Origin of the sequence: Collimonas humicola (genome assembly GCF_018304945.1) — a bacterium.
Lineage (GTDB): Bacteria > Pseudomonadota > Gammaproteobacteria > Burkholderiales > Burkholderiaceae_D > Collimonas > Collimonas humicola.
Map to the genome: position 1 here is coordinate 37,649 of NZ_JAGQEE010000010.1, position 12,628 is coordinate 50,276.

General features: G+C 60.0%; 12 protein-coding genes. All 12 read right to left on the reverse strand.

Annotated features, from left to right (window positions below; all coding sequences use genetic code 11):
- Window positions 1–108: 108 nt before the first annotated feature.
- On the reverse strand, window positions 109–429 hold the full coding sequence (locus KHU30_RS22960; protein ID WP_211444930.1) for a hypothetical protein: 321 nt from the start codon (window positions 427–429) through the stop codon (window positions 109–111).
- 91 nt (window positions 430–520) lie between these two features.
- The gene (gene hemP, locus KHU30_RS22965) at window positions 521–718 is read right to left on the reverse strand and encodes a hemin uptake protein HemP (protein ID WP_061946525.1); all 198 of its coding nucleotides are present in this window, start codon (window positions 716–718) and stop codon (window positions 521–523) included.
- A 350-nt stretch (window positions 719–1,068) separates the two neighbouring features.
- Window positions 1,069–2,304 carry a THUMP domain-containing class I SAM-dependent RNA methyltransferase gene (locus KHU30_RS22970; protein ID WP_211444931.1) on the reverse strand — a complete coding sequence of 412 codons (1,236 nt, stop codon included), beginning with the start codon at window positions 2,302–2,304 and terminating at the stop codon, window positions 1,069–1,071.
- Window positions 2,305–2,389: 85 nt separating this feature from the next.
- A complete protein-coding gene (locus KHU30_RS22975) occupies window positions 2,390–2,992 on the reverse strand; it encodes a 2-hydroxychromene-2-carboxylate isomerase (RefSeq protein WP_211444932.1) in 603 nt (200 codons plus the stop codon).
- A 19-nt stretch (window positions 2,993–3,011) separates the two neighbouring features.
- The gene (locus KHU30_RS22980) at window positions 3,012–3,434 is read right to left on the reverse strand and encodes a CopD family protein (RefSeq protein ID WP_211444933.1); all 423 of its coding nucleotides are present in this window, start codon (window positions 3,432–3,434) and stop codon (window positions 3,012–3,014) included.
- Between the two features lie 116 nt (window positions 3,435–3,550).
- Window positions 3,551–4,816, reverse strand: coding sequence for a glutamate-5-semialdehyde dehydrogenase (locus KHU30_RS22985; RefSeq protein WP_211444934.1), 1,266 nt, complete (start codon window positions 4,814–4,816; stop codon window positions 3,551–3,553).
- Window positions 4,817–4,857: 41 nt separating this feature from the next.
- Window positions 4,858–5,877 (reverse strand): DNA polymerase III subunit delta, encoded by a 1,020-nt coding sequence (holA, locus tag KHU30_RS22990; RefSeq protein ID WP_211444935.1) that lies wholly within the window; start codon window positions 5,875–5,877, stop codon window positions 4,858–4,860.
- Window positions 5,878–5,898: 21 nt separating this feature from the next.
- Window positions 5,899–6,495 (reverse strand): LPS-assembly lipoprotein LptE, encoded by a 597-nt coding sequence (locus KHU30_RS22995; protein ID WP_211444936.1) that lies wholly within the window; start codon window positions 6,493–6,495, stop codon window positions 5,899–5,901.
- Window positions 6,496–6,554: 59 nt separating this feature from the next.
- Complete coding sequence (gene leuS / locus KHU30_RS23000) at window positions 6,555–9,200, reverse strand: leucine--tRNA ligase (protein WP_211444937.1); 2,646 nt, start codon at window positions 9,198–9,200, stop codon at window positions 6,555–6,557.
- A 280-nt stretch (window positions 9,201–9,480) separates the two neighbouring features.
- The gene (locus KHU30_RS23005) at window positions 9,481–11,019 is read right to left on the reverse strand and encodes a DUF535 family protein (RefSeq protein WP_211444938.1); all 1,539 of its coding nucleotides are present in this window, start codon (window positions 11,017–11,019) and stop codon (window positions 9,481–9,483) included.
- Window positions 11,020–11,343: 324 nt separating this feature from the next.
- Entirely contained in the window at window positions 11,344–11,775 is a 432-nt protein-coding gene (locus tag KHU30_RS23010) for an ExbD/TolR family protein (RefSeq protein WP_211444939.1), read from the reverse strand.
- A 58-nt stretch (window positions 11,776–11,833) separates the two neighbouring features.
- Complete coding sequence (locus KHU30_RS23015; protein ID WP_098494148.1) at window positions 11,834–12,526, reverse strand: MotA/TolQ/ExbB proton channel family protein; 693 nt, start codon at window positions 12,524–12,526, stop codon at window positions 11,834–11,836.
- Between the last annotated feature and the right edge of the window lie 102 nt (window positions 12,527–12,628).

Sequence of the window (12,628 nt, forward strand, 5' to 3'; positions counted from 1 at the left end):
TGGCACTAAACGGTGCTCAAAATCCTTATGTACTCAAAAGTACATTCCGCTTTTTCCGCGCCGTTTAGCACCAGCTGACGGGCGCTCGTTACAGATCGTGAACAGGCTCTAACACAAGCGGTTTGCAGCTACCAACCTGCTGAACAGATTGTATTTTTCCGGCGCCGGCATGGTGCTTTCCACCACCGTGCCCCATTGTTCCGACAACTGCAGGCAGGTAGCGCGCAGCACTGGCGCCAGGTTCGGCAGATCGGCCAGCGCCTTCAAATGCCGTTCGATCACCGAGGCCAGCTTGACGCAAGCGCTGGTTTCCTGGCTGCTGGTCGTATATTGCGACATCAGGTGCAGCACCGCCGAGACCAGCAGTTCCGGCTGCGCCGGCGCGCCGTTGGGCTCCACGAAAGCCGGATTGATTTTCTCCGAGAGCATCAAGTAACTCCTGTAGTGACTCGCTGGCTGGCTTCCGTTGATGCAGGCGGGCTTCACAAGTTATGGCTAATAAGACTGCCTGTTGAGCTGCTTAAGCAGTCAGGATCAACTTGTTCAGCTGGGTTAGCCTGAGTTTATAAATTCTGCCGCCGTGATCGATTTCAAGCTCGCGCATTTGCTTGAACAGATCCTGGCTCTTGATTCGCGTGACTGCAGATGCAACTGACTTCGTGATGCTGGACACAGGGGCTTTTTCAAGATGTGCTTCGCGTCGTATCGAGTGGCTCATAATAGTCCTTTCTGTAAATGCGAACAATTCGTATTTGTATTATTCGCTACTTGCGTGGGGAATGCAAGTGCTTTTAGCGTGGCGTGCCGCTGCGCTACAGAATGATGCTTGAGAGGCAATAGGGGAAAAGAGCAGGCCATGATTCTCGGCGGAAATGTTGCTATGCGGGGCGGGTGAAGCCGGCTGGCGGCAGCAGGATCGGGTAGTTTTCAGGTAAGGCAGGGGGATTTGCTGCTCAGAGGAAGGGGGGAGGCTGGATGTGAAACAAGCGCAAAGATTGCGCTTGTTTGATGATGAATTGCTAATCAGGTGGGACCGCCGAGGTGGGGCCGCCTAGGCGGGGACCAGTCTCATTCCGCCTTGGGCTTGGCCGCTTCGCGCCGGTTGAAGCCGGCCACCATGTCGAAGCGGAACAGGCGGCATTCCAGGGCGCCGTTGAAGAACGGCGTCTTGCGCGCTTCTTTCAGGCGCAGCAGCTTGGGCAAGCCGAGGTCGGCCGAGAACAGGAAGATGCTCCAGCCGGCAAAGCGCTGCTTGAGCGTGGTGCTGAAGGCGGTGAAGAAAGCGGTCAGCAGGTCGTCGCTGCTCAGGGTGCTGTCGCCGCGCACGCCGATCCGCTCGCCATACGGCGGGTTGGTCAGCATGATGCCGCCTTCAGCATCGCCAGGCGGCTTGACTTCCTGCGCTTCGATCTGCTTGACCGGCACTTCGAACAGGATGCCAGCGTTGCGCAGGTTGTTGAGCGCGATCTGCACCATGTCGCCCGAAATGTCGCTGCCGAAAATGGTTGGCGTGGTCGGCAAGGGATGGGGCTTGAAGCTGCCCTTGATGGCCAGCCATTTCTCGCTTTCGAAATCATTGAATTTCTCGAACGCGAAGCGGCGGCGAGCGCCGGCCGGAATGCCTGCAAGGATTTGGGCCGCTTCGATCAGGATGGTGCCGGAGCCGCACATCGGGTCGAACAATACCGTACCCGGTTTCCAGCCGGAAGTACGCAGCAGGCCGGCGGCGAGGTTTTCGCGCAGCGGCGCATCGCCGGTTTCGGCGCGCCAGCCGCGCTTGAACAAGGCTTCGCCGGAAGTATCCAGATACAGCGTGAAATTGTGCGCATCGAGGAAGCCGACGATACGCATGTCCGGCGTGCCGGTGTCGACCGACGGCCGTTCGTTGCACAGGTCGCGGAAGCGGTCGCAGATGCCGTCCTTGATCTTGAGCGTGGTGAACTGCAGGCTGCGCAGGGGCGATTTGACGGCAGTGACGTCGACGCGGATGGTATGGCTGACCGGAAACCAGCTTTCCCATTCCTGTTCCAGCGTCATGTCGTAGATATCGTTTTCATTCTTGTAGGCGCCGTGCGTCAGGCGCAGCAGCACCCGGCTGGCAATGCGCGAATGCAGGTTGATGCGCCAGGCGTCGCTCAGCAAGCCGGAGCAATGCACGCCGCCGGGCACCTGGGTGTGCACCTTGAGCGTGACGGCGGGAGCGCTGAACCGGGCGATTTCCTCCAGCTCTTCGGCCAGCGCGCCTTCCAGGCCACGCGGGCAGGGGCAGAAATAGGAGTGCTTATCGGTAGATTTGTGTGACATGTGGGGAACCCTTTATCCGTTGGTATGACGACAGGGGCCCGCAAAACTGCAGCGAGCCCCCTCTATTTACTGCTTGTATAAAAAACTATCTGGCGAACGCGCGCTCGACGAAGTCCAGCCGGTCCTGGCCCCAGAATGCTTCGCCGTCGACTACATACCAGGGAACGCCAAAAATATTGGCGGAAATGGCATCGTCGGTAAAGCGGTCGAACTCGCTCTGGACGCTGGCGGTTTCTGCCGATTTCAGCAAGATCTTGCCATCATGGCCAAGTTCCGAGGCGATGGCCGCCAGCGTGGCCTCGTCGGCAATATTGCGCTGTTCCGCCCAGACTGCCCGCATTATAGCCCCGGTCAGCGCCAGCGCTGCGTCCGTTCCATGCGCCAGCTGGGCGGCGATGATCAGTTTTGCGGCATTGTCGCTCTGCACCGGGAAGAAAGTCGGCTGCAGATTCAGCGGCACTTGCAGATATTCGCTCCAGCGTCGCAGCTCTTCCAGGCGGTAGGCCTGGCGCTGAGGCGCCCGCTTGGCCAGCGGCAAGCCGCCGGAAGTGTTGAACACCTTGGACAAGTCGCAGGGCTTCAATGCGATTTTGACATTGTATTGCTTGGCCAGCGCCACCAGGCGGGCATGGCCCAGATAGGCGAAAGGCGAATGCGGCGCGAAATAATATTCACAAAGCTTGCTCATGACAGGGCCTCGGGTAGCGTTAGAACGGCTTGACAACAACCAGGATCACAATGGCCAGCAATAGCAGAACCGGCACTTCGTTGAAGTAGCGCAACCATACGTGGCTGCGCGTATTCGCGCCTTTTTCAAACTTCTTCAGCAGGCTGCCGCAGGCATGGTGGTAGCCGATCACCAGGATTACCAGGAATAATTTCGCGTGCATCCAGCCGTTGCCGGGGCCTTTGCCGATGCCGTAGCCTAGCCACATCCAGGCACCGAACAACACCGCCGGGAACGCCAGGATCGTCGTGAAGCGATACAGCTTGCGCGCCATCAGCAGCAGCCGCTGGGTGGCGGCTGGATTGGTTTCCTGCGCCAGGTTGACCAGGATGCGCGGCAGGTAAAACAAGCCGGCAAACCAGGAGGCGATGAAGACGATATGCAGCGATTTGATCCAGAGCATGGGCGATTTCCTTTTTTACCATTGATGATCGGGCAATCCGCGAAAACGCGAAAGGCACGAAAATAAGAACCAGGATTTTTCGTGCCTTTCATGTTTCCGTGAATCTGTCTTGGAAACTACTGGCGCACTTCACCATGTCCAAACACAACATATTTTAGCGAAGTCAGGCCGTCGAGGCCGACCGGTCCGCGCGCATGCAGCTTGTCGTTGGAGATGCCGATTTCGGCGCCCAGGCCGAATTCGAAACCGTCGGCAAAGCGGGTCGAGGCATTGATCATCACCGAGGCGGAGTCGACTTCGCGCAGGAAGCGCATTGCCCGCGAGTGATTCTCGGTGACGATGGTGTCGGTATGCTGCGACGAGTAAGTGTTGATGTGGTCTATGGCCTCATCGACATCGGCGACGATCTTCACCGCCAGGATCGCTGCCAGGTATTCGGTGCGCCAGTCTTCTTCCGTGGCGGCGCTCAGGTGCGGATAACCCTGCAGGATGGCCTGCGCTTCCGCATCAGCGCGCAATTCGACTTGCTTTGCTTGATACAGGCTGGCCAGTCGCGGCAGGACCTGCGGCGCAATGCTGCGCGCCACCAGCAAGGTTTCCATCGTGTTGCAGGTGCCATAGCGATGGCACTTGGCGTTGAAGGCGATGTCTGCTGCTTTCGCCAGGTCCGCCTGGTCGTCGATGTAGACGTGGCAGATACCGTCCAGATGCTTGATCATCGGCACCGTGGCTTCTTCGATCAGGCGCGCGATCAAGCCCTTGCCGCCGCGCGGCACGATGACGTCGACATACTGCGGCATGGTGATCAGGGCGCCGACGGCAGCGCGGTCGGTGGTGTCGACCACCTGCACCGCATCCGGCGGCAGGCCGGCGCCGGCCAGGCCTTCCTGTACCAGCCTGGCCAGCGCCTGGTTGCAATGATGCGCTTCCGAGCCGCCGCGCAGGATGGTGGCGTTGCCGCTCTTGATGCACAGGCCGGCGGCGTCTACCGTGACGTTCGGACGGGCTTCGTAGATGATGCCGATGACGCCCAGCGGCACCCGCATCTGGCCGACCTGGATGCCGCTGGGGCGGTGCTTCATGTTCGAAATTTCACCGATCGGATCAGGTAAAGAGACAATCTGTTCGAGTCCGGCGATCATGGTGGCGATGGCCTGCTCCGACAGTGTCAGCCGGTCCAGCATGGCGGGCGCCAGGCCGTTGGCGCGGGCGGCCGCCAGGTCGGCCTGATTGGCGGTGCGCAGCAGTTCGGCATCGCGCCGGATGGCGGCGGCAATCAAGGTCAGCGCACGGTTTTTCACGGCGGTGTCGGCGCGCGCCATGGCGCGCGATGCGGCGCGGGCGCGTTGTCCGACCGCAGTCATGTATTGTTGGATGTCCATATGCCTATGTTCTTAGCTTCTTTGTCATTCTTGAATTTTGTTCAACCGCCCTGGGCAACTTTCAAGCCCAATTGCAGCAATGCATCCCAGGCATCGCCGCTGAACGCCTTGGCGCGCAAGCCCTTGACCATCTTGTCGACCTGCGCCGCATCTTTCAGCGCCGTTTCCAGCGTCGCCAGGCTCAAGCGCCGCAGCGCCGGCTCCATCAAGCGTTCGCGCGGTCCCCAGATGCGATATTCCTTCAGCAGCGCCGGGACAGGACGCCCCTGGGCGGCGGCCGATTTCAATTTCAGCAAGGTGCGGATTTCTTCCGAAACCGCCCACAGCACCAGCGGCAGGGCTTCGCCTTCGCCTTTCAAACCGTCCATCATGCGCACCAGGCGGGCGGTATCGCCCACCAGCATCGCTTCATTGAGCTTGAAGACATCATAGCGCGCGACGTTGAGGACTGCATCGTGACACTGTTCGAAGCTGAGCTTGCCTGGCGGATGCAGCAATGCCAGCTTCTGGATCTCCTGGTGCGCCGCCAGCAGGTTGCCCTCGACCCGGTCGGCGATGAAATCCAGCGACTGGCGGTCCGCGCTTTGCTGCTGCGCAGCCAGGCGGACGCCGATCCAGTTCGGCAGCTGCGCCCGTTCGACCAGCGGGATATCAATGTATACCGCAGCCTGTTGCAGGCTGGCGACCCAGGCTGCCTTTTGCGTCGCCCAATCGAGTTTGGGCAGGCTGATGATGGTGACGTTGTCCGGATTGAGCGTCGCCGTATAGCTTTGCAAGGCCTGGCCGCCATCCTTGCCCGGCTTGCCGCCGGGGATGCGCAATTCGATCAGCTTTTTATCGCCGAACAGCGATTGCGACTGGTTGGCGGCCAGCAGCTCGCCCCATTTGAAGCTGCGGTCGACCACCAGCACATCGCGCTCGCTGCAGCCGTGGCTGCGCGCGCTTTTACGTATCTTGTCGGAGGCCTCCAGCGCCAGCAGATGCTCGTCGCTGGTGATCACATACAAGGGAGCCAGGGTTTTCCCCAGATGGCCGTCGAGCGCGTCAAACCGCAATTGCATGCACTTTTACCTTTGCACTGTTTATTTGGCCGGGGCAGCTGCAGGAGCTGCGTCCGGCGTTGCCGCCGGCGCCGTTTCAGGCTGCGTCGGCTGCGCCGTCTTGATGGCGGCCAAGCGGCGCAGGATCTGCTGCACCATGTCGGATTGCATGTCGCGGTAAAGCAGTACTTCTTCCGCGTCCTTGGACAATTCCTGCGACGAGTTGTAGCTGATGTCGCGTTTCAGCGTAATCAGCGTCGGCGCCAGCAATTCTTTGTTTTGCGCGTCAGTGACATGGAAAGTCAGGCGGTAGTACAGCATGTACTCGCTTGGACGGCCAGAACTGTTGGTAGTCAGGATGACTTTCTCGCGGGTTTCGCTGAGCACGCCCAGCGTGGCTTCGGCGCCTTCCGGTTTCGACAGCACCTTGGTATTGCCGCTGGCGACGATATTGCGCTTGAGCTCGATCCCCAGGGGAGAGGTAGGAGCGAAAGTCATGTACAGCGAACTGAAGGGCAGGTTAGCCGAGCCGCGCAGGTGAAAACCGCAGGCGCACAACATTGCCGTGATCAGCAGCATGGCAGGCCAGCGCAGCCAATTGCGGGAAGCGGACATTCTGAGAGGCATTCTATTCGACATTCAGGCATTCCTTGTTTCAAGTTTCAGGCCGGATCCGCAGATCCGGCCCCGGCAATCGCCTAGGCGACGATGTTGACCAGCTTTCCAGGCACCACGATGATTTTCTTGGGCGCGCCTTCGAGATATTTCTGCACATTCTCATTGGCCAGTGCCGCCGCCTCGATGCTGGCCTTGTCGGCATCCTTGGCGACGGTAATGCTGCCGCGCAGCTTGCCGTTCACCTGGATCATCAATTCGATCTCGCTCTGCTCCAGCGCCTTGGCGTCGACTTCCGGCCAGCTGGCGTCGAGCAGGTCGCCGTACACCGCGGCAAAGCCGAGCTCTTGCCACAAGGTGTGGGTGATGTGCGGCGCAACCGGATTGAGCACGCGCAGGAAAATCGACAAGCCTTCGGTCAGGACCGCATTGCTGGCCGGCGACTGGTCCAGCTTGGCCGCTTCCAGGGTGTTCAGCATTTTCATGCAGGCCGAAACCACCGTGTTGTACTGGATGCGCTTGAGGTCGTGGTCGGCCTGCTGCAGGATCTTGTGGACTTCGCGGCGCAAGGTTTTCTGGGCGTCGTTCAGGCTCGAAAAATCCGCTGCAACGCCAGGCGCGATGCTGCCGGCACGCGCATAGCTGAAAGCCCAGATCCGGCGCAGGAAACGGTTGGCGCCTTCGACGCCGGTGCCCGACCACTCCAGGGTCTGTTCCGGCGGCGAGGCAAACATGGTGAACAGGCGCGCGGTGTCGGCGCCGTACTGGTCGATCTGGGCTTGCGGGTCGATGCCGTTGTTTTTCGACTTCGACATCTTTTCGGTGCCGCCGATTTCCACCGGCTGGCCGTCCGATTTCAGGATCGCCGTCAGCGGCCGTCCTTTGTCGTCGAAGGTCAGTTCGACGTCTTCCGGATTGTGCCAGGTCTTCTTGCCGCTGGCGTCTTCGCGGAAATAGGTTTCGTTCAGCACCATGCCTTGCGTCAGCAGGTTGGTGAACGGCTCGTCGAACTTGATCAGGCCGAAATCGCGCATGACCTTGGTCCAGAAGCGCGCGTACAGCAAATGCAGCACAGCGTGCTCGATGCCGCCGATGTACTGGTCCATCGGCATCCAGTAATCGTTGCGGGAGTCGACCATGGCGTCGTTGCTCTTCGGCGAGCAGTAGCGCATGTAATACCAGGACGAATCGACGAAGGTGTCCATGGTGTCGGTTTCGCGGCGCGCCGGCTTGCCGCACTTGGGGCAGTCGACGTGCAGGAATTTTTCATGCTTGTTGAGCGGATTGCCGCTGCCGTCCGGCACGCAGTCTTCCGGCAGGATCACCGGCAGGTCTTTTTCCGGCACCGGCACATCGCCGCAATCGGCGCAGTGGATGATCGGGATCGGCGTGCCCCAGTAACGCTGGCGCGAAATGCCCCAGTCGCGCAGGCGGTAGGTGATTTTCTTTTCACCCAGGCCGTGCGCCGCCAGGTCGGCCGCTACCGCATCGACTGCCTGCTGGTAGTTGAGGCCGTCGTACTTGCCGGAATCGACGCAGACGCCGTTTTCCTTGTCGCCATACCATTCGTGCCAGCTTTCCTCGGAGTAGGTCTTGCCTGCCACCGCGATCACCGGACGGATCGGCAATACATATTTCTGGGCGAAGGCGAAGTCGCGCTCGTCGTGCGCCGGCACGCCCATCACGGCGCCGTCGCCGTAGGTGATCAAGACATAGTTGCCGACCCATACTTCGATCTGCTGGCCGGTCAGCGGATGCGACACGTACAAACCGGTCGGCATACCCTTCTTTTCCATGGTCGCCATGTCGGCTTCGATGACGCTGCCCTTTTTGCATTCGGCGATGAACTCGGCCAGTTCCGGATTGCGTTTGGCGGCGAAGGTCGCCAGCGCATGTTCCGGCGCTACCGCGCAGAAGGTTACGCCCTTGATCGTGTCGGCGCGGGTAGTGAAGACCCACAGCTTGCCGTCCTGGATCAGCTTGCCGTCTTCTTCTATCTTGTGCGGAAAGGCGAAGCGCACCCCGGTCGACTTGCCGATCCAGTTGGCCTGCATCAGGCGCACCCGTTCCGGCCAGCCCGGCAGCTTGGTTTCGACGTGTTCCAGCAGTTCTTCGGCGTAGTCGGTGATCTTGGCGTAGTACATCGGGATTTCGCGCTTTTCGATCAGCGCGCCGGAACGCCAGCCGCGGCCGTCGACCACTTGCTCGTTGGCCAGCACGGTCTGGTCGACAGGATCCCAGTTCACAGTGCCGGTCTTTTTATAGATGATGCCTTGCTCCAGCATCTTCAGGAACATCCACTGGTTCCACTTATAGTATTCCGGCGTGCAGGCGGTCATTTCGCGCGACCAGTCGATCGCCAGGCCCATCGCCTGCAACTGCTTTTTCATGTGGGCGATGTTGGCGTAGGTCCATTGCGCCGGCGGCACGCCGTTGGCCATGGCGGCGTTTTCCGCCGGCATGCCGAAAGCGTCCCAGCCCATCGGCATCAGCACGTTGTAGCCGTTCATGCGCAGGTAGCGGTACATGACGTCGTTGATGGTGTAGTTGCGCACATGGCCCATGTGCAGCTTGCCCGATGGGTAAGGCAGCATGGAGCAGGCGTAGAACTTCTTTTTATCCTGGCCGTTCTTGTCCTTGGCGTGCTCGACAGCCTTGTAGGCGTCTATGGATTGCCAATAGTCTTGTGCTGATTTTTCGACGTCGGTTGAACTATATTTTTCTTGCATGACGGGAGCTAAAAAGTGAATGTTATCCGCCCGCACCGCAAACGCGCCAGGAGCAGCCACGCCGTCGGCGGGAATGCAGGCCGGGACGAACGGAGCGCTTCTGATCGTTATTGGTGCGGTTCGGAATGGGAACTTGCTGGGCTGGGGCAGTATTTCACGATCCGCGAAACATTGCCTCATCGACCCCGAACCGATGATTATACTGGTTCGGATGCCGCTTTAGCGCATGGGACGCGCGGCGTCGCGCAACGCTTGACGCCGATGGCTGGAACATGAGGCTCTAGGCGCGCTCGAATTTACCGGAAAAGCCGGCTAATGCGGCCTGTACCGCGCGTTCCGTCAGATCGATGCGCTTGCGCGCTTCCGAGCGCTTGTGGGAAGGGATTTCCTGCAGGTTGGGCGACGGAATGTCGTCGCAGCAGAGCTGGTACTCGCCGTCGGCGCGGCGCACTGCGCCAATTTCTTGCCAAAAGTCATCATAATCGGCAAAAACCTGGCCGGTGCGCACTTGATGGAACATCACCCGATTCTGGTTCCCCACCAGGATCAGCTGCCGGCAGCCATAGGCGCGGCCGATTTCCCTGACCAGGCGCACCATCAAGCCCTTAGGCCGCATGCCGAACATGTCGCGGGTGGCGTGGCGCACGCGTTCCTGGGCGTCATCGCCGCGCGGCCCCTGCAGGCAACCGATGCCGATAGCCGGGCGCAGTTCACTGCCATGGAAAGTGAAGGCAACCGAGAACAGGCGCCTTTGGTCGCAGCACAAGTCCAGCGCCAGTTCGCCCTCTCGGTCCAGCGTGGCGATCGCCGACAGCCGGATCTCGTAGACAACGCCGGACTTGCCGCTGAAGCTGCCCAGCAACAGCGGCGATTTTGCCGCTTGCAGCACCAGAGCGGCAAGGTCTTGCCGGAAAATAAAGTTGTAATGGCTTACCAGGAGATCCATCCGCTCTTCGCTGCGCAGGCGCAACGATTGATATGGCCGGTAGATTTTCTGCAGCAGCCGCGGCGTCGCCTGCGCCAGGCTGGCGTGCATCGGCGATGCGTTCCAGTAGGCCAGCCAGCGCCGGGTTTGCCGGTAGTGCAGCAGCGTGCGGGCGCTCAGCTTGATCTGTTTGGCGTAGTAGGACAAGCCGCGCGGCGAGTGCCGCAGGCAGCTGAGCAAGGTAACGCGTTGCCGGCCATGGCGATGGCCAGGCTTATGCAGCGTCGCCGGGATGGAGAAAAGGTGCGACAGCTCCGACAGCAATGCCAGGCTTTGCAGGCGGCTGTTGATGAATCTGACGGCGCCGTCGCTGACCATCTTGCCGTACTTCGAATTCATGGCCAGCATCATGGCCAGCGAGACCATGCCGGCGCCGAAGATATCCAGCGGATAGTGCATGCCGAGAAATACCTTGGCCCAGCTGACGGCGAGCGACAGCACGACCAGCAGCACGCCGACCCATTTGATCTTGATTGCCCGTGCGGTCCAGAGCGTCAGGCCGGTAGCCAGGATGATGGCAATCGTGACGCTTGGGCTCAGGTAATGCTCGCCTTGGGGCTGGTAGGTATACCCGCCGTCTTCCAACGCCGGTTGCGTAGCGGCCCACAGCAGCGCAACGGCTTTACTGGCCAGTACGGCCGCCGCCATGGTCACTACCGCCTTGAGGGAAGTGATGCGGGTTTCTCTGCCGCCGCTGATCCACAGGGCCAGCAGGCTGGTCGGCACCAGATACACGCCCCACTCGGCAATCGTCAGCGCCAGCAGCAAGGGCAGGCCGATGAATCCGGGATGGCCGGTCGTCCCTAGCAAGTGATTGTAAGAGGACAGTGTCATATGCTTGGGCGATCAGAAAAGTGGCGAGGCAATGCGGAAATAATTATCAAAATGAAATTATTCATTACTATCATTTGTTATTGTAATTTGTTGATATATAAAGATACAAATGAAAATATGATGTTACATGCAAAAGCGCTGCCCGGCGCTATTCAAGGCAAATTATTAAGTTTCTAAGAGGAAATTATTGGTGCCGGGACGACACGCACGAGGACCGAACGCACGGCTGCAATCAACTGGCGCCAGATACGAACAGATACAAACAGATACGGAAAGGCATCTGGCCGGGCGGCCAGATCTCAGCGCGTAAAGCGGAGTGAGGAATTACTTGGCGGCGTCGTTCTTGGAGGGCACCGTGACAAAGCCAATTTTGGCCAGGCCGTTGTTTTGCGCCAGCGACATCACCTGCGCCAGGATTTCGTAGCGGGTATCCTTGTCGGCGCGCAATTGCAGTTCCGGCTGCGGCTGCCGCTGCGCCGAGGCTACGATACGGTTGGCCAGTTCGTTTTCGCTCACCTGGTCGTTATTCCAGAACATTTTGCCGCTGCGGTCTATGGAGAGCGAAATGGTCTCGGGTTTTTCCGGCGCTGGCGCCGATTGTGCGCTGGGCAGGTCGACCTTGATGGCATGGGTGAACAGCGGCGCCGTGATGATGAAGATCACCAGCAGCACCAGCATGACGTCGACCATGGGCGTGATATTGATATCCGCCATCGGCGCCTGGTTCTGGTTATCGTTGAAGCCGCCAAAAGCCATGATTTGCCTCGAATCGGTTAAATAGATTGTCGGATTGCCGTTATCCGGCCGCGTTGGATTACTTGCCGACCCGGCTGCCGGTAGTCAGGTAAGCATGCAGGTCATGCGCAAATGCATCCAGTTCCGACAGTGTAATCCGGTTGACGCGGGTAAAGGCGTTATACGCCAGCACGGCCGGAATCGCCACCACCAGGCCGAGGGCGGTCATGATCAGCGCTTCGCCCACCGGACCGGCGACTTTGTCGATCTGGATGGTGCCGCTGGACGAAACCGCTTCCAGCGCATGGTAAATGCCCCAGACCGTGCCGAACAGGCCGACGAACGGCGCCGTCGAGCCAACCGACGCGAGCAGGGTCAGGCCGCTTTCCAGGCGCGATGAAACGCGATTGATTTCACGGCGCAAGGTGCGGGTGATCAGTTCGCCCGGATCGGAAGCGGCATTCAGCGACGCCGCCGGAGTGCCCGGGGCGGGCGGTTTGATGGCGGCGGCGTCGGCTGCCTGGCTGGCCAGCGGCGAAAAGACATTTTCGGAATCGAAAGGCTTGATGCCGGCAATCGCCACTTCCAGTGTCGGCGCCTGCCAGAAATCGTCGAGCGCTGCCGCGCTGCGGCGGATGCGCCACGAACTCCAGGCTTTCGACAGGATATAAAACCAGCTGACCACCGACATGATTACCAGCACATAGGCAACCGAGTGGGAGATGGCGTCAGTTTGCGCCCAGTAGCGGGCTAGTCCGAGAGATTGATCCATGGCGTCGATCCGAGAAGATTAGTGCCGTGACGGCAGAAGCATCACAGCAGTGCAGCAGCCGGCCTGGTGCAGACAGCAGTCCTCGCCAGGCCGGCACGGAAA

Excerpts from the sequence above, each read along its gene's own strand:
- KHU30_RS22960 (WP_211444930.1), bottom strand. The coding sequence starts at position 429 with ATGCTCTCGGAGAAAATCAATCCGGCTTTCGTGGAGCCCAACGGCGCG.
- holA (WP_211444935.1), bottom strand. The coding sequence starts at position 5,877 with ATGCAATTGCGGTTTGACGCGCTCGACGGCCATCTGGGGAAAACCCTG.
- hemP (WP_061946525.1), bottom strand. The coding sequence starts at position 718 with ATGAGCCACTCGATACGACGCGAAGCACATCTTGAAAAAGCCCCTGTG.
- KHU30_RS22995 (WP_211444936.1), bottom strand. The coding sequence starts at position 6,495 with ATGTCGAATAGAATGCCTCTCAGAATGTCCGCTTCCCGCAATTGGCTG.
- KHU30_RS23015 (WP_098494148.1), bottom strand. The coding sequence starts at position 12,526 with ATGGATCAATCTCTCGGACTAGCCCGCTACTGGGCGCAAACTGACGCC.
- leuS (WP_211444937.1), bottom strand. The coding sequence starts at position 9,200 with ATGCAAGAAAAATATAGTTCAACCGACGTCGAAAAATCAGCACAAGAC.
- KHU30_RS22970 (WP_211444931.1), bottom strand. The coding sequence starts at position 2,304 with ATGTCACACAAATCTACCGATAAGCACTCCTATTTCTGCCCCTGCCCG.
- KHU30_RS23005 (WP_211444938.1), bottom strand. The coding sequence starts at position 11,019 with ATGACACTGTCCTCTTACAATCACTTGCTAGGGACGACCGGCCATCCC.
- KHU30_RS22975 (WP_211444932.1), bottom strand. The coding sequence starts at position 2,992 with ATGAGCAAGCTTTGTGAATATTATTTCGCGCCGCATTCGCCTTTCGCC.
- KHU30_RS23010 (WP_211444939.1), bottom strand. The coding sequence starts at position 11,775 with ATGGCTTTTGGCGGCTTCAACGATAACCAGAACCAGGCGCCGATGGCG.
- KHU30_RS22985 (WP_211444934.1), bottom strand. The coding sequence starts at position 4,816 with ATGGACATCCAACAATACATGACTGCGGTCGGACAACGCGCCCGCGCC.
- KHU30_RS22980 (WP_211444933.1), bottom strand. The coding sequence starts at position 3,434 with ATGCTCTGGATCAAATCGCTGCATATCGTCTTCATCGCCTCCTGGTTT.